The following is a 19,888-nucleotide window of genomic DNA, read 5'->3' on the forward strand; positions in this document are numbered from 1 at the left end:
GTGTCCAACGCCCACGGCACGGTGACCGGTGCTGCCGGTGGTGTGCTGCTGCGTCCGTTCGCCCGCCTGATCTCGTCGACCGGTGACAGCGTCACCACCTACGGCGAGCCCTGGAACATGAACTGACACAAGGTTCTACAGAGACGGCCCCCGGCGATGTGCCGGGGGCCGTTTCGTGTCTTGGAGACTTCCTCATTCCTCGGAATGGTCCTGCACACCCTTGCCGGCGTGCTTGCCGACCGCGGCGCCGGCGTCGCCATTGGTGCGCAGCAGGTCGCGGATCTCGGTCAATAGCGTCAGTTCGGTCTCGGCCGACTCCACCTTCTTGTCGCGCTCCCGGATCTTTTTGAACGGCACCACGATCACGAAGTAGATGACGGCGGCGACGATGAGGAAGTTGATCGCTGCCGACAGCACCGCATTGAGGTCGACGAACTGGTCGCCGCCCAACGGGATTCGCAGGATGCCGTACTCGGTCTCGGGGCCCGCGCCGATCCGGTCGATGAGCGGCTGGATGACGTTCTCGGTGAAGGCAGTCACCAGGCCGGTGAACGCGGCGCCGATGACGACGGCGACGGCGAGGTCGATGACATTTCCCCGCGCGATGAACTCCTTGAACCCCTTCAACATGAAGGTCACCCCTTTCGGTCTGTTGTCGAGCGGCTTCCCGGAATTTAGCCTGTCCACCCTGTTTGCGGGCCACCTCGGAGATGCCCAGGACCGGCACTGTTGCGCCCTGCCGCCCGAGCTGATGCGGAAAGCGTTGGTGGGCAACGAGTTCAGGCTGACTTCGTGCTCCCCGGCGGCGATCCGACGCCGGTGCGCGGCGGCCCGACATGAACGTCCAACAAACTCACAGGAAACGGTGGTGGACCTGCGAAGATCCGCCGAAATCGAATCTTCCGCTCGGCGCGCACACGGCGTTTCTGACTGCTACTCTATGGAAGCCTGAAATCGTAACGAGGACACTTGTGTCCGCTTATCAAAGGGGAATGCTGATGGCCAAGCATGCCAAAGCGTCTACCCGCAGTTCCAAGAAGCTGGGTGTTCTGGGCCTGGGCTCGTTCGCCGTGGCCACAGCTTTCGCCGGACTCGGTAGCGGTACGGCCAGCGCGGATGTCGAGGAAGTCGGCCCCGGCCCGACCGTGACGAGCCGGCAGGCCACGGAGTTCTCGGTGATCCGCATCAACGACTTCGGCGTCGCGCGCGGCATCTCCGAGTCGCGGGTCGCGGACGCCGGCATCATCAACGCGTTCGGCGAGGTCCGTGACAGCGTCAAGGCTGTCGTCGGGACCACCGCGTCCGCGTTCGAGGGTGAGTACCCGACCGGTCCCGGTATCGGCGACTGGTGATCTGACCTACGCGAACCGCCCCTGGGGAACCCCGGGGGCGGTTTGCGTTCTGCGGTTCATCAGCTAATGCAAGGTCAGCGTCACCGCCTCGACGAGGGCCGCGCCCGCGACCGATTTCGCCGCGGCGGCCGGTAGGGCCACCAGGACCACCCGGCCCGAACCGCGCGCACCGACCCCGCTTTCTTTCGCCGAGACCAGGACCACCACCGCGTCGGTCGCGATCAGGCGAGCATCGGCGGCCTCGTCGGCGGGGGCGGCCACGATATCGACGACATCTCCGGGTCGGACGAGATCCGTCAGCGCCGCATCGGCCAGCGGAATCGGCACGATCCGCGCGTCAGGCCCGGCAGCGGACTCGGCGAGCCGGGGTCCGAGTAGCCGGATGTCGGTCAGCACTTCGCCGCGGCGGGCGGGCCCGGCGAGCATTGTGCCCACCACCGCGTCGACGGAACTGTGCGCGCCGTCCGGAATGGTGGCGGCCGGCCGTGCCTCGACGTGCAGGTCGGCGGCGGTGAGCTCGGTCCCGGGAGACAGGTCGTGGGTCGTCACGACGACATCGGACATGTCGGCGCCCGGATCACCCCGCCACGCGGCGACCGCCGCCAGGATGACCAGCGCCGCTGCGAGCGTCCGCCGGGCGGCCGCGGTGTGCGTCCAGTCGGGGCGCAGTGCTCGGGACACGCGATCGAGAGTCGACCGGTCCAGCGGATGCCCCATGGGTCCACGCTAGGCAGAGCGGACAGCGCGATTCAGCGGAGATTGCGAAAGCTGTGGATAACTCGCCGCGTCAGCTGGACGCGGCGGCCGCGGGTGCCGAAGAAGTGGTCGACGACGCGGACTTGTCCGATGAACCGGACTTGTCCGAGGACGAGGACGAGGAAGAGGTGGTGGACGACGACTCCGAGCCGTTCGACGAGCTGCCCGAACTCGAGCTCTTCCTGGATTCCCGGCTGTCGGTGCGGTAGAAGCCGCTGCCTTTGAAGACCACGCCGACCTTGCCGAACACCTTGCGCAGCCGTCCGGCGCACTTCGGGCACTCGGTCAGCGAATCGTCGGTGAACGCCTGCACCACGTCGAACTTGTTGCTGCATTCGGTGCACGCATAGGAATAAGTGGGCACTCAAACCTCCGAGGTGGTCAAACTTCTTAGCACTCTACCGGCTCAAGTGCTAGAACCGCCAGCGGAACCGTGCCATTCCCGGCCGCCGGCCAGCGCCACCAGCCCCTGCCGTGGTGTGAGGGCATGCGTCATCCGCACATCGTGCGGCTCGGAAGGCAGGCGGTCGACGAGCTCGTCGTCGCGTACGACCGCCACCAACAGCACGCCGGGTTCCGCGAGGGTCAGGGTGCGGTCGTAGTAGCCGGCGCCGCGCCCCAGCCGTGCCCCGCTGCGGTCGACGGCCAGCGCCGGGACCAGAACCACGGTGGCGCTGCGCATCTCCCCGGCGGGCAGCCACGGCGGCGGCGGTTCCTGAAGACCGAACGGCGCCGCGACGAGAGCCCCCGGCGTGTGCCGTCCCCACCGCAGCGGCAGGGGAGTGCCGTCACCGTCCTCACGGGCCACCGGCAGCAGCACCGTGCAGTCGCGCCGGACCAGATCGTCGACCATGGCCGCCGACCCCGGCTCCGAGCCGACCGGGAGGTACGCGCACACCGTGGTTCCAGCGGGAATCAGGGCGCCCAGATGACGGGCCAGCTGTGCGGCCTCGCGGACTCGCATTTGCTGAGTCAATGACCGACGCGCGCTGAGGATTTCGGTCCGCAATTCTGATTTGGTCGACGACACCGACTAGTCCTCTTAACGACGGGTAAGGAAGGAACAACCGACTCAGAGAGGTTAGTGTGTGAACGATGAACCGGCCTGAAGTTGCTATCCCGCGCACCGCGGTCGTCCCCGCAGCGGGGCTGGGGACGCGTTTTCTTCCCGCGACCAAGACGGTGCCGAAAGAGCTGCTGCCGGTTGTCGACACGCCGGGCATCGAACTGGTCGCCGCCGAGGCGGCCGAAGCCGGCGCCGAACGTCTGATCATCATCACCTCCGAGGGCAAGGACGGCGTCGTCGCGCACTTCGTCGAGGACCTCGTGCTCGAGGGCACGCTGGAGGCGCGGGGCAAGAAGACGATGTTGGAAAAGGTCCGGCGCGCCCCGGCCCTGATCAAGGTTGAATCGGTCGTGCAGGCCGAACCGCTCGGTCTCGGCCACGCCGTCGGCTGTGTGGAGGCCAGCCTGTCGGATGACGAGGACGCGCTCGCGGTGCTGCTGCCCGACGACCTCGTGCTGCCGACCGGTGTGCTGGAGACCATGTCGAAGGTGCGCGCCAAGCGCGGCGGCACCGTGCTGTGCGCGATCGAGGTGGATCGCGAGGACATCAGCGCCTACGGCGTCTTCGACGTCGAGGAGGTGCCGGACGCCACCAACCCGAACGTGCTGCGGGTCAAGGGGATGGTCGAGAAGCCGAAGTCCGAAGACGCACCTTCGCTTTTCGCCGCGGCCGGGCGCTATGTGCTCGACCGCGCCGTCTTCGACGCGCTACGGCGCATTCCGCGTGGCGCCGGTGGCGAGTTGCAGCTCACCGACGCCATCGCGTTGCTGATCGAGGAGGGTCATCCGGTCCACGTGGTCGTCCACCGCGGATCTCGACACGACCTGGGAAATCCCGGGGGCTACCTGAAGGCTGCGGTTGACTTTGCGTTGGAGCGGGACGACTACGGGCCTGAATTGCGCCGGTGGTTGGTCGAGCGGCTGGGCCTCGCTCCGGCGACGTCCGAGCAGTAGCGGCTGTGATCGAGCGCATCCGCCGACCGATCGGTCGGCGCCAGCCCATGCGAGGTGAGAAAGGCGTGCCGTGCGTTCGGTGGAGGAGCAACAAGCCCGGGTAGCAGCTGCCGCGGTGGCGCCGCGGCCGGTGCGGGTGGCGATCGCCGAAGCCCAGGGTCTCATGTGCGCCGAGGAGGTCGTCACCGAGCGTCCGCTGCCCGGGTTCGATCAGGCCGCCATCGACGGCTACGCGGTGCGCAGTGTCGACGTGCTCGGTGTCGGAGGCGCGCCTGCCGAGGAGAGCGCCGACGGTGACGCCGACCGCGATGAGAGCCGCCCGCGGGAGATCAGCCTGCCGGTGATGGGGCTGATCGAGGCGGGCGCCCGCACACCCAGCCGGCTGCAGCCCAGGCAGGCGGCACGCGTGCAGACCGGGGCGCCGATGCCCACGCTCGCCGACGCCGTGCTGCCGCTGCGCTGGACCGACGGCGGTGCGTCCCGGGTGCGGGTGCTGCGCGGCGTGCGCTCGGGGGCCTACGTGCGCCGCACGGGCGACGACGTGCAACCCGGAGATGTGGCGGTGCGCGCGGGCACGATCATCGGCGCCGCGCAGGTGGGTCTGCTCGCCGCAGTCGGTCGCGAGCGGGTGCTGGTGCATCCGCGGCCGCGGCTGTCGGTGCTCTCGGTCGGTGGTGAACTCGTCGACATCTCGCGCGCCCCCGGTAACGGCCAGGTCTACGACGTGAACTCCTATGCGTTGGCAGCCGCCGGTCGCGATGCCGGCGCCGAGGTGAACCGTGTCGGCATCGTCTCCGCCGACCCCAAGAAACTCCGCGAAGTGGTCGAGGGTCAGCTCAGCCGGTCTGAAGTCGTCGTCATCGCCGGCGCGGTCGGCGGCGCCGCCGCCGAGGGGGTGCGGGCGGTGCTCGCAGAACTCGGCGACATGGAGGTCACCCGCATCGCGATGCACCCCGGTTCGGTCCAGGGGTTCGGCCAGCTCGGCGCAGACGGAGTTCCGGTGTTCCTGCTGCCCGCCAACCCCGTCAGTGCGCTCGTCGTGTTCGAGGTCATGGTGCGCCCGCTGATCCGGCTCTCGCTCGGCAAGCGGCAGGCCATGCGACGCATCGTGCAGGCGCGGGCCTTGTCGCCGATCGAGTCGGTCGCCGGTCGCAAGGGCTTCCTGCGTGGACAGCTGATGCGCGACCAGGACACCGGTGAGTACCTGGTGCAGGCGCTGGGCGGGGGGCCCGGGGCGTCGTCGCACCTCCTTGCGACGCTGGCGGAGGCAAACTGTCTGGTCGTCGTTCCCAGCGAGGCCGAGCAGATCCGTACCGGGGAGATCGTCGACGTCGCGTTCCTGGCCCAACGCGGGTGAACGCGAGATGGCGGCGGTGATGAACCTCTTGAGTTCACGGTCGCAGCATCCCGGCTGGCCGCTGGCGGTCGGCCCGCTGCGGGTCCCTGCGGGGGTGGTCCGGTTGCGCCCGGTCCGACTGCGCGACGCCGCGCAGTGGAGCAGGATCCGACTGGCCGACCGCGCACACCTCGAGCCGTGGGAACCTACTGCGGAGCTGAATTGGGAACTGCGCCATGCTGTTTCGTCGTGGCCTTCGGTGTGTTCGGGGCTGCGCTCGGAGGCCCGCAAAGGCCGCATGCTGCCGTACGCGATCGAACTCGACGGCCAGTTCGCCGGGCAGCTGACGATCGGAAACGTCACCCACGGCGCGCTGCGGTCGGCGTGGATCGGCTACTGGGTGGCCAGTGAGTTCACCGGCGGAGGGGTCGCCACCGCGGCGCTGGCGCTGGGGTTGGACCACTGTTTCGGGCCGGTGACGCTGCATCGCGTCGAGGCCACCGTGCGGCCGGAGAACGGCGCGAGCCGGGCCGTTCTGGCAAAGGTCGGTTTCCGCGAGGAAGGCCTCTTGAAGCGATATCTTGACGTCGACGGGGCGTGGCGCGATCACCTGCTGGTGGCGCTCACGATCGAGGAGTTGAACGGCAGCGTGGCCGCGGCGCTGGTGCGGGCCGGTCGCGCCTCGTGGGCCTGACCCCCGTTCCGTGAGTCGGCGCAATTTGGCCGTTTCCATTTGCGTCGTCACGCGAAATTGAGTCCTGCGCACGAACCGGTGCGTGTTACTGATGTGACACATGTGACTATTGGTGCTTGTCTCCAGCGAATTACAGGTGTGTAATTGTGTCGGCGCGCCGCCCACGGATGCGCTGGTCACAGACCTAGCCTGATGGGGAAAGGAGCAGGCGCCATGCCAAGCATCCCCCAATCTCTTCTTTGGATCTCGCTCGTTGTGCTCTGGCTCTTCGTGCTTGTTCCGATGCTGATCAGCAAGCGCGATGCGGTGCGCCGCACCAGCGACGTCGCGCTGGCCACCCGCGTGCTCAACAGCGGTGCCAGTGCGCGGCTGCGTCGGCGCGGGCCCGCGGCCGGCCACCGCAGCGACCCGCATTGGCGGCCGTCCGAGGACGACGCCGACGACGCCGAGGACCGCGCACCCGGCGCCGCGGTGGTGATGGTCGCCGCCGAGGCGGAGGCGGCCGACGCCGAACCCGATTACCTCGATGTGGACGTCGTCGAGGACTCCGGCGCGCTGCTCGCGGCCCCGTCGGCCGAAGACCAGCAGTCCGACCCCGTCGCGGCCGACGAGTACACCGCCGATGCGGACCACACGGCGGAGCCGGAAGGGCAGCCGGTTCATGCGGCGTCGCAGGACCCCGGACGCGACACGTCCGAGGACACCGGGGTGTACTCGGTGATCGACGACGAGTACGAGTACGAGGACGACGAGCCGGTGCAGGCCGAGGCGGCGGCAAAGAGCCGGCCGGCCGGGGAGTCCGAGGCGCCGGAGGACACCGAGCCGCGCATGGCGGACTCGATGAGCGAGGCGCGGCGCCGGCGCCGGGAGTCGACCATGGCCGCGGCGGTGTCGGCTCGCAAGTACCGGTTCCGTGCCCGCACCATCGCGGTGATGGGCGTGCTGCTGTTGACCAGCGCCGTCGCGGCGTTCACGTGGTCGTCGTCGATGTGGTGGGTCTGTGGCGCCGTCGGCGTGGTCACCGCGCTCTATCTGGCCTACCTGCGCCGTCAGACCCGCATCGAGGAGCAGTTGCGCCGGCGCCGCGCCCAGCGGCTGGCCAGGTCGCGGCTCGGCGTCGAGAACACCAGCGACCCGGAGTTCGACGTGACCCCCGCCCGGCTGCGCAGGCCCGGTGCCGCGGTGCTGGAGATCGATGACGAGGACCCGGCGTTCGAACACCTCGATTACGCGCCGTTCTCGCGACACTACGACCTGCCGCGTGCAGCGGGGCAGTAGAGGACCTACCGATTTCTGCCGGTGACCGGTGGCTGATAACCTGTACCGGCACCAGGGGCTATGGCGCAGTTGGTAGCGCGACTCGTTCGCATCGAGTAGGTCAGGGGTTCGATTCCCCTTAGCTCCACACATCGATACGGAAAATCCCCGGCCATCGGCCGGGGATTTCTGGTTTACGCCCCGATTGTCGCACCGCAGACTGATTTTCGCGGCGGCCACCCAGCCCTCATGCTGGGCTCTCAACACCGGTGGTTACCCAGGCGACCGCCTCACAGAGAGCCGGGCGCAACCACACCGCTTGATGACCCCACTGCCGACGCTCCGCGTACCCGGGGTCGCCGACGGAAAACCCCTCAGAACGGACTGCTGTTGGAGTGCGCCTGGGCGTCGTCAGGCCGCGGGCCGAACCGGCGGACGTAGTCCTCGTGCATCTGCGCGTCCTTCTTGCGCTTGATCACGTCGACCAGGTTCGGGTCGAGCCCGTGGGTGGCCAGGCGGTGCCGGCGCCACACCTTGTTCAACGCCAGCCCCATCAGCAGCGCCCAGATGTAGATCGGCACCGTCATCTCGATGCGCATGTAGACCGACGCGGGCAGCAGCCACAGTGGGGCCAGGACAAACAGCGGGGGGATGGCGTAGCGGATCATATGCCTGCGGATCGCGCCCTGGCCGGCCAGATCCTCGGCGACCCAGCGGTCCATCGATTTCGGCAGCCGGCGCCCATAGCAATAGGTGAGGTACTGCCAGATATTGGGTTTATCGGTGCCTTGCGGCTCATCATGGGCCATTGTCGGTCTCCTTCGGGGGACGGGATTCAGGACGACGCCACCGCGTCCGCGGCCTGGGCGGCTGAGTTGATGCGGGTCAGGACGTCGTGCAGATGCTCCAGCTCGGCCAGGTCGACCCCGAGCCGCGCCACGACCGCCGCCGGGATCTCCACCGCACGCTCGCGCAGTGCGGCACCGGCCGGGGTGAGCGCGATGTCGGTGGTCCGTTCATCGGCGGCGTTGCGGGCACGGGTGACCAACCCCATCGCCTCCAACCGCTTGAGCATCGGCGACAGGGTGGCCGAATCCAGCTGCAGCGTCTTGGCGATCTGCTTGACCGACAGTGCGCTCTGCTGTGCCGCGGACTGCTTCTGGTGATCCCACAACGACAGCATCACCAGGTACTGCGGGTGGGTCAGCCCGAGCGGTTCCAGCAGTGGCCGGTACACGGCCAGGACGGCGCGGTTGGTCACCGCCAGCGCGAAACAGACCTGCCGCTCGAGAGCGAGCGGGTCGAGATCCTCGGTGACGGGCGCGGCCATAAGTTACATAGTCCACTAACTGTTAGCGTACTAGCAATATCGCCTGCGTCACGTCGGTCCGATCGTCACACCGGCGATCCGCTCCATCGGTTTGACCACCGATGTGAAATCCGATGCTGCGCCCTCTTCGGCCTGGGTCTGCTCCCACAGCCGCGCCACCGACTCCGCGAGGACCGCCGGTGATTCCAGAGCCCGCGCCTCGTCCAGATAGAGCAGCACGTCCTTGGTCATCAGACCGGTGGCGAAGCCGTAGTCGAACGTGCGGGGGAGCACCGCGCGGGGGAACTTGTCACGGCTGGCGTGGGTGCCGCCCGAGCCGGCGTTGAGCACGTCGATCATCACCTGAGGGTCCAGCCCCGCCTTGACGCCCATCACCACCACCTCGGCGGTCGCGGCCAGCGTGGTCGCCGCCATCAGGTTGTTGATCAGCTTCATGGTCTGTGCCGCGCCGGGCTCTTCGGACACGAAGATGGCCCGGCCGATCACTGCGAAAACCGGTTCCAGCGCCTCGAATTCGGCCCGCGGGCCCGACACCATCACCGCCAGCGTGCCGGCCTGCGCGCCATTTACCCCACCGCTGACCGGGCCGTCCAGCGCCGCGACGCCATGAACGGCGAGCAGTTCCCGGTTACGTTGAGCCGCTTGCTGTCCCACGGTCGACAGATCGACGAACCGGCGCACCGCCGATCCGCGGGCCACCTCGGCGACGACGTCGTTGGACGCCCGTGGGGTGGGCAGACTCGCCAGCACCGTGGCGGCCCGGTCGGCCACCTCACGCACCGACGCGCCGGGCGCACCGCCGAGCTGAACCGCCCGCGCCACCAATTCCGGGCGGGTGTCGAAAACCACCACCTCGTGCCCGGCGGCGACCAGCCGGCTCATGATCGGGAACCCCATGTTCCCCAACCCGATGAATCCCACGTCCACGGCCGGCTACTCGTCTTCGAGTTCGGCGAACGTGGCCTTGGCCACGCGGAAGCTGTCGACGGCGGCGGGGATCCCGGCGTACACACCGACCTGCAGGAAGATCTCGCGGATCTCATCGCGGGTGACCCCGTTGCTCAGCGCGCCCCTGATGTGGGTGGCGAGTTCCTGCGGCCGGTTGAGCACCGCGATCATCGCCAGGTTGAGCATGCTTCGGGTCTTGAGCGCCAAGCCGTCACGCCCCCACACCGCGCCCCAGCAGTATTCGGTGACCAGATCCTGCAGCGGCTGCGAGAACTCGTCTGCGTTGGCTGCGGCGCGGTTCACGTAGTCCGCGCCGAGAACCTCGGTACGGATATGCCGGCCCTTCTCGTAGGTGTCCCGGTCCATGTCGTCTCCGTTCGGTTGTCAAGCGGGCGGCGGGGTTCCGATGAGTACCGCGCTGAGCCGGCAGCCCTGCGGCCCGGCCCGCCATGCATGGTCCACGCCGGCCAGCACCACCAGATCGCCCTGTTCAAGCCGGTGCGCGCCGTCGTCGAGCACCAGCTCGACGGTGCCGGAGAGCACCGTCTCCAAATCGATCGTGTCGGTGTGGTGCATCGGCGTCTCGGAGTCGGGGCCCAGGTCCACGACCATCCAGCGGATCAGGCCGGGCGCGATGCCCTGGTCGATCAGCGGGGCGGTGCCCTCGGGGCGCGCCGGCGGTGGAGTCGCCGTCGTCTCGTAGGGGACACCCATCGCGAAGCCCGGTGCCAGGCGATCCAGCGTCAGCTCGCCGTCGCTGACGACACACGACCTGCCCTCGGCGTCGACTCCGGTGATCAAAGTACGCACATTTCCCTCACTTTCTTGTTCGCTCAGGCCGAACCCGGTGACACCCAGACGCCGTGGTGATGACATTGATTGCCGCCGTTACGTTTTGCGCGTACATCGCCATGTCCGCGGCGGCGATGAGATGGTCGACGACGCCGTCGCGGTCGCGGGGCCGCACACCGTCGAGCGCGGCGACGGCCGTGCCGAGGCTGGCGGTGACGGTGACGGGGATGTGCAGTCCGGCGATGGCGTCACAGATCCGCTGGCATTCCTGGGCGGCCTCGGCCGATGACACCACGTCGGCGATCAGGAACTCCTCCCCACCGCTGCGTGCGATCACCGCCGTCGGTGTCGCGGTCGCCCGCAGCGTGTCAGCTACGGCGACCAGGGCTCGGTCTCCGACGAGATGCCCGTGCGCGTCGTTCAGCCCCTTGAAGTCGTCGAGGTCGAGCAGTGCGACCAACAGATATGCGTCGGCGGACCGGCCGTCGAACATGCCGAGGACGAGCCGGTGGAACGCGCGGCGGTTCAACAGCCCTGTCAGTGGGTCGAGGTCGGCGTTGACCAGGTCCCCGCGCAACGCCCGCAGCAGCGCGTGGATGGCCACGGGCATCGTGATATTGGCCTGCAGCACCAGGACGAAATCAACCGCGGCCAGCGCCAACCGCCCGCCTTCGGCCAACTCGACGGCTCGACTGAACGCCACCGCGATGGCGATGAAGACCATGCCCAGCACCAACCGCGTCGAATGGAAGAACGCGGCGAACGCGCCGATCGTGCTGAACGCGATGCATCCGAGTAGGCCCGCCAGCGGATCCGGATAAGCGAGACACGCCAGCGCGATCGCCAGCGACGTGACCACGACGAACGCGGCCGACTGCGGCCGGGTCGGCCAGCGCCACAGCCACAGTGCCGTACCCGCCACACCGCCGCCGACGGCGAGCAGCATCATCGTGCGTTCGACCGTTCCGTCCGGTCCTCCCGCGCCGCGCAGCAGAACGAGCAACGCTCCCGACATCGACAGTGCGGTGCCGGCCACCAACAAGCGCACCGTGCGCGCCCCCCGCGCGCCTCGAGGTAGCCACTGAACCACTCGTAGTGACCAGCGCGCCGCTGATCCCTTTGCATCAACACCGTTTCGTTGCCGTTGACTTCACAGCCATCCAACAGCGTGTTCGCCGGCGGCGGGACGGAACCGCTCGAACGCGATGCAACTCACAAACGGGCGTTTGCTGACGGTCTTGCCGCTTCCTTGCCGGACATCCCCGCACGCCCGTAGCCTCGAGTCTGTGTCCGGCCTGACCACCGTGCGAGCCGATGACCTGGCCGCGCTGACCGTCTTCGACGGTGTCCCGGTGGAGGCGTTGGTGCCGCTGGCCGCGCAGCTGCGCCCGCTTACCGCGGCGGCGGGTCAGGTGCTGATGCAGCAGGGTGAGCTGGCAGTGTCGTTCCTGCTGATCGGTAGCGGTCGGGCCGAGGTCACCCACGCCGGCGACGACGGCCATGACACCTTCGTCGAGGTCGACCCCGGCCTGATCGTCGGCGAGATCGCATTGCTGCGGGACGCGCCGCGCACGGCGACGGTGGTGGCCACCGAACCGCTGACCGGCTGGGTCGGCGGCCGCGAGGCATTCGCCACCATGCTCGAGATCCCGGGCATGGTCGACCGCTTGGTGCGCACCGCGCGTCAGCGGATCGCCGCGTTCATCACCCCGATCCCGGTCACGATGCGTGACGGCACCGTCCTGCATCTGCGACCCGTGCTGCCGGGTGACGTCGAGCGCACCGCCAACGGGCCGGTCGAGTTCTCGACCGAGACCCTGTACCGGCGCTTCCAGTCGATGCGATCGCCGACGAAGTCGCTGCTGACCTATCTGTTCGCGGTGGACTACCGGGACCACTTCGTGTTCGTGCTGACCGAGGGCTTCGACGGCCCGGTCGTCGCCGACGTCCGGTTCGTCCGCGACGTGCACCGCCCCGACGAGGCGGAGGTCGCCTTCATCGTCGGCGACGCGTATCAGGGCAGAGGGATCGGGACGTTCATGATGAGTGCGATCTCGGTGGCGGCGCGGTATGACGGGGTGCAGCGGTTCACCGCCCGCGTGCTCAGCGACAACTACGCGATGCGCTCGATTCTGGACCGCTACGGCGCGGCGTGGCGCCGCGACGATCTCAACGTCGTGGTCACCGAGATCGCGGTGCCGCCGGTCGAGGAGTTGCCCCTCGGACGGGAACTGGTGACTCAGATCCGCCAGATGGCGCGCCAGGTGATCCGAGCCGCCGGATGACCCGGCCGCCGCTGAGCAAGGACACGACGGTGTGCATCTCGCTGGCGGGACGTCCCAGCAACATCGGCACCCGGTTCCACAACCACCTCTACGACGTGCTCGGCCTCGACTTCCTCTACAAGGCCTTCACCACCACCGACATCGCAGCGGCGATCGGCGGGGTGCGCGCGCTCGGCATCCGCGGCTGCTCGGTGTCCATGCCGTTCAAGGAGGACGTGCTCGCGCTGGTCGACGAGGTCGAGCCGTCGGCACAGGCCATCGAGTCGGTGAACACCATCGTCAACGACACCGCGGTGCCGGGTGGCCGGCTCACCGCGTCCAACACCGATTACCTTGCGGTGCAACAACTCATCGCCGAGCACGGCCTCGACCCCGACGATCCGGTGGTGATCCGCGGCAGCGGCGGCATGGCCAAGGCAGTCGGCGCGGCCTTCGTCGGGGCCGGGTTCGGCACGGGCTTCGTGGTCGCGCGCAACCCCGACAGCGGGCGCGTACTGGCCGACCGGCTCGGCTACACACACGTCACCGACGTCACCGACGTCACCGCGCCGATCCTGGTCAATGTCACCCCGATCGGGATGGCCGGGGCGCCCGAGGAACACGAAATCGCGTTCGGTGAGGCCGCGATCGCCGAAGCCACCACGGTGTTCGACGTGGTGGCCCTGCCGTCGGAGACGCCCTTGATCAGGGCCGCACGGGCGGCCGGCGTGCCGGTGATCACCGGCGCACAGGTGATCGCACTGCAGGCCGCCGAACAGTTCGAGCGCTACACCGGTGTGCGGCCCAGCCCAGAACAGATCGCCGAGGCCTCGGAGCTGTCGCGCGCCTGAGCCGGGTCAGGGGGTGATCGTGGTCTGCTCGTCGATGGCCGCGGTGGCTTCCATCAACGGATACGCCAGATCCTCGGTGCCGTCCGCGGTCAGCTTCAGCACGAACAGCCCGTCCTGGCCGGGAATCACGACGGTCTTCTGCGCCACCATGTGGTTGATGCCGTCCTTGGTGTAGAAGCCGCCGATCTGGGTGGCGTCGAACCCGCCGAGATTGCTCGGCTCACCCTTGTCCGCGCCCTGGAAACCGGGAAGGTTGCGGGTCTCGTTGGGGGCGTACTCGATCACCTTGGCCGGGTCCGCATCGCCGGTGAGCTTGGAGACGAACGCGACGATCGTCGGAGGGGTGGTCGCCGTCGGGTCCGCGGTGTAGATGATCGCGTCGTAGGCGCCCTGGGGCGCCCGGGGTCCTGCCGCCTCCCAGCCGGCGGGCAGCGGGAGGGTGATCGTCGGTGCGCCCGGATCGCCGCGCAGCACCGGCGTTTCAGTCAGGCCGCTCTCCTCGATGTACTGCGCCAGTGTCTTGCCCGGGCCCGCGGCCGGCGTCGGCGATGGAGACGCCTGGTCGGGAGCGGCGCTCTCGGACGTCGTCGCGGACGCTTCGGTGCCGGACTCCTCGCCGGAGTTGTCCGAGCTGCAGGCGGCCAGCCCGATCCCGAGTGCGACGGCCGCGATCGCGGTGACGCCGGCCCGCATTGCGTTGGTCATGTCGTCTCCTGTTCGCCGGCCCCGTGGGTCGACACGGTCGGTGCGCGACGAAGGCCGGATCGCAGCGCAGCATATCGAGCTGGAGAGATGGATTTCGAGGTCAAGCCTGATGAATTTGCTGGCAGCTCCCCGACGGTGTTTGCCGAAATCGTCCGCGGCCGTTCGGGTGGTGGTACATGTTGCCTGTACCGGCGCGATGGTTGAGGGGTCGGGACATGGGGCTTGTCATTCGCCCGATTGCGGCGCTCTTTTTAGTGCTCGCTAGCGTGGCGGCGCTGCCGGTGTCGTGGGCGCTGCCCGGGGTCGCGCTGACCCTGACCGCGAACACCACCGCGCTGATCATGGGTGGCACCTTCCATCCGCTGGCCGCACCCCGGGACGGCCCGCGGTTCGTCACCGACTACCTCGACAACGCGGTGACCCGGCACCTTGATCCGGCGTTCGCGGGGTCGTCGGGCCCGGTGACCAACGCCGTGGCCGTCGTCACCCCGGAGGACTTCTTCCCGATTGGGCGGTTGACGTTCGAGACGTCGGTCGCCGAGGGCCTGGCGAACCTGCACCGCTGCGTACGGGCGGGTGCGGAGTGCGTGTTCAACGCCGACCCGGCGGTGACGCCCGGAGTCGGTACCGGTGCGCCGCAGGCCGGCGACACGCTGAGTGTGTTCGGCTACTCGCAGAGCGCCGTGATCGCCTCGCTGGCCAAACGCGACCTCATCCGGGACTACGAACCGGGCGATCCCGGTATGTCGTTCATGTTGGTGGCGAATCCGATGCGGCCCAACGGCGGCGTGCTGATGCGACTGCATCGCTGGCCGACCATCCCCGTCCTGCGGATCCCGTTCCCCGGCGCGTCACCGACCGACGGGCCCAGGCTGGCCGGCGGCGGCCCGGTGTTCCCGACCGTCGACCTGGTGCGCCAGTACGACGGGCTCGGTGGGGACTTCCCGGTGCGTCCGCTCAACCTGCTCGCGACGGTGAACGCGTTGCTCGGATACGGCCTGCTGCACGGCGAGACCGTGGACGTGCCGCTCAGACAGGCCCGGTTCCAAGGTCATGAGGGCGACACCGACTATTACCTCGTCGAGACCGACCTCGTGCCGTTGCTCCAGCCGTTCGCGCCGTTCGTGCCCCGGCCGATCCTCAAGGCGATCGATGCGCCGCTGCGCGTGCTCATCGAGGATGCCTACGACCGTCACATCGGCCCGGGCGTGCCGAGACTCATGAGCTGGCGGCCGGTCACGAGCGTGATCGGGTTGGCGGGCAGGCTCGTCGCGTCGATCCCGGTGGCCGTCGACAACTTCACCCAAGGACTGGGACTCGGGCGCGTGCTGCGCACCACCGAACCGGGCACCTTCGGTGTCGGCCGTCCGGACCTGCCGGCCGGCGCCTCGCCGGAAATCAGAAGCGATGCGGCGCAACGGGAGTCCGGTCTTGCGTCGGGGAAAAGCGAACGTGGCGGCGGGGAGGAGGAACCCGCAGGCGACGGCACGGAGCCCCCGGCCCGAACCGAGATCGAGCTCGCAGAACCCGACGAAGAGGCCGAGCTCGCTGAACCCGACGAAGAGGTCGAACTCGCGGAACCCGACGAAGAATCGGCGCAGCACGTCGACCCGACGTCGCCAGAAGCCGAAGAGCGGCATCCGGTGACACCCGCCGAGCGCGAGGACACCTCAGACGTACCGTCGGACCGGGACACCTCCGATGTGCCGTCGGACCGGGACACCGCCGACGCGGCCTGAGCGTCGCACCCGTGCCCGCCCGGTCCGGCGTGGTATCAACAGCCCGTGAGGCTGTTCGCCCTCTTCGCGCTGGCGCTGGCCGGTGCCGCCTGCGCGGCGCCGCCGGAACCGGTACCGGCGCCCGCCCCGTCGCCGGCGGTCGATCACACAGTCAACCCGGCGCGCATCGACCGCGCCCGCGACCGCCTGCCCGAGGACTACGAGGTGACCGCCTACACCGGGCCGCCGTCGCCGTTCGCCGTGTGGGGCCTGCGCGACACACCCACCGTCGATCCCGGACACTGCGCGGTGCTGGGTGCGCCTGCGGTCGATCCGGTCACCGCGCGGGGATGGTCGGCCTCCGGCCCTGGCGGGATCGTCTACGCGCTGGTCGCCGGCACCGCCGACGCGGCGCCTGCTACGCCGCCCGACGAGGGCTGCTCGCAGTGGACGGTGGCGTCGGGGCACACGACGGGTGTGGTGACCGGCGTGCCGGGTCCGGACATCCCCGCCGCCAGGACCGTCGGGATGAGCAGTGCCGCCACCACCGTCGTCGAGGGCGGCACCGAGACCCGCACGCATGCCGAGACCTTCGTCGCCTACCTGGGTGACCACATCTGTTTCGTCGCGGTGCTCACAGACCCCGGGTCGCCGCACCCCGTGCTCAGTCGTGATTTCGCATCCGGACTGCTCGCCGAAACGGTGTCGGCGCTGCGCGGTTGAGCCGGGCTGCCCGGGTACATTGGCGGCGATGTCAAACCCTCCGAGCCTCCGGGCGGCCGCCGCGGTGATGTGCGCGGCGCTGGCAACCGCGTGCGGGGCCGCGCAGTCCGAGGATCACTCCAACGCCGACATCGCCCGGGTCTCGGACCTGAAAGCCGACTTCCCGGCGTCGTTCACGGTCCACTCGGTGGGTCCGGCGGCCATCGACCCGCAGTACCTGACCGCGCAGAAGCTGCCGCCCGGGCTGACCTTCGATCCGGCCGACTGCGGGCAGGCCGCCGACGAGCAGGCCATCCCTGACGGCGTCAAAGGCAACATGGCGGCCACCACCGCCGAGGGTGACGGTGTGCGCTACATCGTGATCGCCGTCGAGACCTCCGAGCCCGTTTCCGCCAACACCCCCGCCGACCAGTGCCGCAAGGTGAGCTTCAACGGGCCGGGGATGCGCGGCCTCGTCGAGGTCGTGGAGGCCCCGCAGATCGACGGTGTGCACACCGTCGGCACCCACCGGGTGCTGCAGACGACGACGGCGCAGGGGCCGCGCACCGGCGAGCTGTACAACTACGTCGCCCATTTCGGGACGTTCATCGTGATCGTGACCGCCAACCCGCTGGTGGTCGCCGACAAGCCGGTGGCCCGGGTGGACACCCAGCGCGCCCGCGACCTCGTCGCGCAGACGGTCGGGCTGGTCAGGGGCTGAGCCGTCGTCACCGGACGTCGTGGGGGCGGAACTGGATGCTGATGCGCGGACCGGTGGGCCGCGCGGTCTTCGGCACGGCGTGTTCCCAGGTGCGCTGGCACGAGCCGCCCATCACCAACAGGTCGCCGTGGCAGTGACGGAGCCGCAGCGACGGTCCGCCGCCGCGCGGGCGCAACGCGAAAACCCTTGTCGCGCCCAGACCTACGATGGCGACCATGGTGTCGTCGGTACTGCTGCGGCCGATGTTGTCGCCATGCCAGGCGACGCTGTCGTTGCCGTCGCGGTAAAGGCAGAGGCCGGCGGTGACGAACGGCTCGCCGAGCTCCCCGGCGTACGCGTCGTTGAGGCGGCGGCGCAGCTGCTTCAGGCGCGGATGCGGTACGGGGTCGTCGAGCAGGTTATGGAAGCTCACCAGGCGCGGCACGTCGAGCACCCGGTCGTACATCTGGCGCCGCTCGGCACGCCACGGGATCTGATCACGCAGCTCCCTGAACAGCGTGTCGTCGGCTGAACCATCCTGGAACAGCCACCCGGACCGCACCTCCAGCCACGCGCCGCCGCCGAGGTCGCGGCGGTCGGAGGGGTCGAACAGAGAGCTTTGCACAGCCGGCTCCATACCCTGCACTCTATCGCACACCCGTTCGAAGACGGTGTGAACATCGGGAACCGGAACCCTCAGAGCCGGGCTGCGCCCGGGCCCTCCTCGGCGAGCATGTCGCCGGGATTGGCCAGCGCGCACACCTTGAGGCTCAAGCACCCGCAGCCGATGCAGCCCGCGAGATTGTCGCGCAGCCGTTGCAGATGCAGGATGCGCTGATCGAGATCCTGCCGCCACCCCGCCGAGAGCCTGGCCCAGTCCTTGCTGGTGGGCACCCGGTCCGACGGCAGGGTGGCCAGCGCTTCCCGGATCCGGGCCAGCGGGATGCCGAGTCGCTGCGACATCCGGATGAACGCGACCCGGCGCAGTGTGTCGCGCGAGTAGCGGCGCTGGTTCCCGCCGGTGCGACGGCTGGTGATGAGCCCAGCGCGTTCGTAGAAATGCAACGCCGACACCGACACCCCGCTGCGCACCGACATCTCGCCCGGCGTGAGTTCGTGGGGCCGCTCCATGACCTCAACCCTAGTTGAGGTGGCGATCCGGGTTACGGTGCTAGACGTGACTGAAGCCGCGCTCGGGTGCAACTCGGAAGTCGGCACGCTGCGGGTTGTGATCCTGCACCGGCCAGGGCCCGAACTGCAGCGGCTGACGCCCCGCAACAACGACACGCTGCTCTTCGACGGGCTGCCGTGGGTGGCCAGGGCCCAGCAAGAGCACGACGCGTTCGCCGAGCTGCTGCGCTCGCGCGGCGTGGAGGTGCTGCTGCTCGGTGACCTGCTGACCGAGGCGCTGGCCAAGAGCGGCGCGGCCCGGATGCACGGCATCTCCGCCGCGGTCGATGCGCGCCGCCTCGGAGTGCCGCTGGCCCAGGAACTCTCGGCGTACCTGCGCACCCTGGAGCCCGCCGCGCTGGCCCGGGTGCTGATGGCCGGGATGACGTTCGACGAACTGCCGTTCGGGGAGCACGAGCTGTCTCTGGTGCGGCGCATGCACCACGGCGGGGACTTCGTCATCGACCCGCTGCCGAATCTGCTGTTCACCCGCGACTCGTCGTTCTGGATCGGCCCGCGGGTGGCGATCACATCGCTGTCGATGCACGCCAGGGCGCGCGAGACCTCCCTGACCGATCTGATCTACGCCCACCACCCCCGATTCCTCGGGGTGCGGCGGGCGTATGAGTCACGGTCGGCGCCGATCGAGGGAGGCGACGTGCTGCTGCTGGCGCCCGGTGTGGTGGCCGTTGGAGTGGGGGAGCGGACGACGCCCGCGGGCGCGGAGGCGTTGGCGCGCAGCCTGTTCGACGACGACCTCGCGCATACCGTGCTGGCGGTGCCCATCGCCCAGGAACGCGCGCAGATGCACCTGGACACGGTGTGCACGATGGTCGACACCGATGCCGTGGTGATGTACCCGAACATCCAGGATTCGTTGACGGCGTTCACCATCCGGCGCGAGTCCAGCGGGGTGAAGATCGACCGTGCCGCACCGTTCGTCGACGCGGCGGCCCACGCGATGGGGATCGGCAAGCTGCGGGTGATCGACACCGGGCTGGACCCCGTCACCGCCGAGCGTGAGCAGTGGGACGACGGCAACAACACGTTGGCACTGGCCCCCGGGGTTGTGGTGGCCTACGAGCGCAACACCGAAACCAATGCGCGCCTTATGGATGCGGGCATCGAAGTGCTGCCGATCGCGGCCTCGGAGCTCGGCACCGGCCGCGGCGGGCCGCGCTGCATGTCGTGTCCCGCCGGCCGCGACCCGCTCTAGCACTTCGCGAAACCGCCATCACGGTAGCGGATCGCGACAGCTGACTACCGTGGTGGCGGTTTCGCGAGGCGAACGCGG

Annotated in this window: 25 protein-coding genes and 1 tRNA gene; 13 read left to right on the forward strand and 13 right to left on the reverse strand. The window is 69.1% G+C overall.

Features of this window, described 5'->3' with window-relative positions; translation table 11 throughout:
• Positions 1-126, forward strand: a 126-nt coding sequence (locus ACXMYJ_RS12110) for an MspA family porin (protein ID WP_197420251.1), incomplete at its 5' end; no start/stop codon positions are given.
• Between the two features lie 66 nt (positions 127-192).
• Here the strand turns inward: ACXMYJ_RS12110 and mscL are convergent.
• Positions 193-630: a large-conductance mechanosensitive channel protein MscL gene (mscL, locus tag ACXMYJ_RS12115; RefSeq protein ID WP_260755126.1), complete on the reverse strand. Its 438-nt coding sequence runs from the start codon at positions 628-630 to the stop codon at positions 193-195.
• Positions 631-998: 368 nt separating this feature from the next.
• Between mscL and ACXMYJ_RS12120 the strand changes: the two genes are divergently transcribed.
• Positions 999-1,352 carry a hypothetical protein gene (locus ACXMYJ_RS12120; protein ID WP_260755125.1) on the forward strand — a complete coding sequence of 118 codons (354 nt, stop codon included), beginning with the start codon at positions 999-1,001 and terminating at the stop codon, positions 1,350-1,352.
• A 63-nt stretch (positions 1,353-1,415) separates the two neighbouring features.
• On the opposite strand, the gene ACXMYJ_RS12125 is transcribed toward ACXMYJ_RS12120, so the two are convergent.
• The 3 genes from ACXMYJ_RS12125 to ACXMYJ_RS12135 all read right to left on the reverse strand — a co-directional run bounded on the left by ACXMYJ_RS12125 (position 1,416) and on the right by ACXMYJ_RS12135 (position 3,138).
• Positions 1,416-2,069, reverse strand: a complete 654-nt coding sequence (locus ACXMYJ_RS12125; protein ID WP_260755124.1) for an SAF domain-containing protein — start codon at positions 2,067-2,069, stop codon at positions 1,416-1,418.
• 70 nt (positions 2,070-2,139) lie between these two features.
• Positions 2,140-2,472 (reverse strand): FmdB family zinc ribbon protein, encoded by a 333-nt coding sequence (locus ACXMYJ_RS12130; RefSeq protein ID WP_460356396.1) that lies wholly within the window; start codon positions 2,470-2,472, stop codon positions 2,140-2,142.
• Between the two features lie 42 nt (positions 2,473-2,514).
• Positions 2,515-3,138: a 5-formyltetrahydrofolate cyclo-ligase gene (locus ACXMYJ_RS12135; protein ID WP_460356398.1), complete on the reverse strand. Its 624-nt coding sequence runs from the start codon at positions 3,136-3,138 to the stop codon at positions 2,515-2,517.
• Positions 3,139-3,203: 65 nt separating this feature from the next.
• Between ACXMYJ_RS12135 and ACXMYJ_RS12140 the strand changes: the two genes are divergently transcribed.
• From ACXMYJ_RS12140 to ACXMYJ_RS12160, 5 genes are all read left to right on the forward strand, one after another.
• Positions 3,204-4,127, forward strand: coding sequence for a UTP--glucose-1-phosphate uridylyltransferase (locus ACXMYJ_RS12140; RefSeq protein ID WP_260755121.1), 924 nt, complete (start codon positions 3,204-3,206; stop codon positions 4,125-4,127).
• Positions 4,128-4,197: 70 nt separating this feature from the next.
• On the forward strand, positions 4,198-5,484 hold the full coding sequence (gene glp, locus ACXMYJ_RS12145) for a molybdotransferase-like divisome protein Glp (RefSeq protein WP_260755120.1): 1,287 nt from the start codon (positions 4,198-4,200) through the stop codon (positions 5,482-5,484).
• A gap of 19 nt (positions 5,485-5,503) precedes the next feature.
• Positions 5,504-6,157: a GNAT family N-acetyltransferase gene (locus ACXMYJ_RS12150; RefSeq protein WP_260755119.1), complete on the forward strand. Its 654-nt coding sequence runs from the start codon at positions 5,504-5,506 to the stop codon at positions 6,155-6,157.
• Positions 6,158-6,370: 213 nt separating this feature from the next.
• Positions 6,371-7,435, forward strand: coding sequence for a divisome protein SepX/GlpR (gene sepX / locus ACXMYJ_RS12155; protein WP_460356403.1), 1,065 nt, complete (start codon positions 6,371-6,373; stop codon positions 7,433-7,435).
• A 54-nt stretch (positions 7,436-7,489) separates the two neighbouring features.
• A tRNA-Ala gene (locus tag ACXMYJ_RS12160) sits at positions 7,490-7,562 on the forward strand.
• A gap of 226 nt (positions 7,563-7,788) precedes the next feature.
• Here ACXMYJ_RS12160 and ACXMYJ_RS12165 read toward each other — a convergent pair.
• From ACXMYJ_RS12165 to ACXMYJ_RS12190, 6 genes are read right to left on the reverse strand one after another with little or no spacing between them, the layout of a single operon-like run.
• Positions 7,789-8,223: a DUF5313 domain-containing protein gene (locus ACXMYJ_RS12165; protein ID WP_260755117.1), complete on the reverse strand. Its 435-nt coding sequence runs from the start codon at positions 8,221-8,223 to the stop codon at positions 7,789-7,791.
• 26 nt (positions 8,224-8,249) lie between these two features.
• The gene (locus ACXMYJ_RS12170; protein WP_260755116.1) at positions 8,250-8,744 is read right to left on the reverse strand and encodes a MarR family winged helix-turn-helix transcriptional regulator; all 495 of its coding nucleotides are present in this window, start codon (positions 8,742-8,744) and stop codon (positions 8,250-8,252) included.
• A gap of 48 nt (positions 8,745-8,792) precedes the next feature.
• Positions 8,793-9,671, reverse strand: a complete 879-nt coding sequence (locus ACXMYJ_RS12175) for an NAD(P)-dependent oxidoreductase (RefSeq protein WP_460356406.1) — start codon at positions 9,669-9,671, stop codon at positions 8,793-8,795.
• Between the two features lie 6 nt (positions 9,672-9,677).
• A complete protein-coding gene (locus tag ACXMYJ_RS12180) occupies positions 9,678-10,058 on the reverse strand; it encodes a carboxymuconolactone decarboxylase family protein (protein ID WP_260755114.1) in 381 nt (126 codons plus the stop codon).
• 18 nt (positions 10,059-10,076) lie between these two features.
• Entirely contained in the window at positions 10,077-10,502 is a 426-nt protein-coding gene (locus ACXMYJ_RS12185; RefSeq protein ID WP_260755113.1) for a cupin domain-containing protein, read from the reverse strand.
• A gap of 7 nt (positions 10,503-10,509) precedes the next feature.
• Positions 10,510-11,532: a GGDEF domain-containing protein gene (locus ACXMYJ_RS12190; protein ID WP_460356410.1), complete on the reverse strand. Its 1,023-nt coding sequence runs from the start codon at positions 11,530-11,532 to the stop codon at positions 10,510-10,512.
• A gap of 238 nt (positions 11,533-11,770) precedes the next feature.
• Here ACXMYJ_RS12190 and ACXMYJ_RS12195 point away from each other — a divergent pair, with 238 nt between their 5' ends.
• A complete protein-coding gene (locus ACXMYJ_RS12195) occupies positions 11,771-12,769 on the forward strand; it encodes a GNAT family N-acetyltransferase (protein WP_460356412.1) in 999 nt (332 codons plus the stop codon).
• The gene (locus ACXMYJ_RS12200; RefSeq protein WP_460356415.1) at positions 12,766-13,599 is read left to right on the forward strand and encodes a shikimate 5-dehydrogenase; all 834 of its coding nucleotides are present in this window, start codon (positions 12,766-12,768) and stop codon (positions 13,597-13,599) included. Before ACXMYJ_RS12195 ends, ACXMYJ_RS12200 begins: the two co-directional genes overlap by 4 nt.
• A gap of 6 nt (positions 13,600-13,605) precedes the next feature.
• On the opposite strand, the gene lpqN is transcribed toward ACXMYJ_RS12200, so the two are convergent.
• On the reverse strand, positions 13,606-14,304 hold the full coding sequence (gene lpqN / locus ACXMYJ_RS12205) for an envelope biogenesis lipoprotein LpqN (RefSeq protein ID WP_460356417.1): 699 nt from the start codon (positions 14,302-14,304) through the stop codon (positions 13,606-13,608).
• A 266-nt stretch (positions 14,305-14,570) separates the two neighbouring features.
• Between lpqN and ACXMYJ_RS12210 the strand changes: the two genes are divergently transcribed.
• The 3 genes from ACXMYJ_RS12210 to ACXMYJ_RS12220 are packed head-to-tail and all read left to right on the forward strand — an operon-like array spanning position 14,571 to position 17,445.
• Positions 14,571-16,043 (forward strand): PE-PPE domain-containing protein, encoded by a 1,473-nt coding sequence (locus ACXMYJ_RS12210; protein ID WP_460356420.1) that lies wholly within the window; start codon positions 14,571-14,573, stop codon positions 16,041-16,043.
• 45 nt (positions 16,044-16,088) lie between these two features.
• The gene (locus ACXMYJ_RS12215) at positions 16,089-16,745 is read left to right on the forward strand and encodes a DUF5642 family protein (protein ID WP_460356422.1); all 657 of its coding nucleotides are present in this window, start codon (positions 16,089-16,091) and stop codon (positions 16,743-16,745) included.
• Between the two features lie 28 nt (positions 16,746-16,773).
• The gene (locus ACXMYJ_RS12220; RefSeq protein ID WP_260755106.1) at positions 16,774-17,445 is read left to right on the forward strand and encodes a DUF5642 family protein; all 672 of its coding nucleotides are present in this window, start codon (positions 16,774-16,776) and stop codon (positions 17,443-17,445) included.
• Positions 17,446-17,452: 7 nt separating this feature from the next.
• Here ACXMYJ_RS12220 and ACXMYJ_RS12225 read toward each other — a convergent pair whose 3' ends face one another.
• Both ACXMYJ_RS12225 and soxR read right to left on the reverse strand, forming a co-directional pair.
• The gene (locus tag ACXMYJ_RS12225) at positions 17,453-18,061 is read right to left on the reverse strand and encodes an alpha-ketoglutarate-dependent dioxygenase AlkB (RefSeq protein ID WP_443186915.1); all 609 of its coding nucleotides are present in this window, start codon (positions 18,059-18,061) and stop codon (positions 17,453-17,455) included.
• A gap of 59 nt (positions 18,062-18,120) precedes the next feature.
• Positions 18,121-18,555, reverse strand: coding sequence for a redox-sensitive transcriptional activator SoxR (gene soxR, locus ACXMYJ_RS12230; protein WP_260755104.1), 435 nt, complete (start codon positions 18,553-18,555; stop codon positions 18,121-18,123).
• Positions 18,556-18,601: 46 nt separating this feature from the next.
• Between soxR and arcA the strand changes: the two genes are divergently transcribed.
• The gene (gene arcA / locus ACXMYJ_RS12235) at positions 18,602-19,810 is read left to right on the forward strand and encodes an arginine deiminase (protein WP_260755103.1); all 1,209 of its coding nucleotides are present in this window, start codon (positions 18,602-18,604) and stop codon (positions 19,808-19,810) included.
• The last annotated feature ends 78 nt before the right edge of the window (positions 19,811-19,888 follow it).

Source organism: Mycobacterium sp. ZZG, from assembly GCF_054786995.1.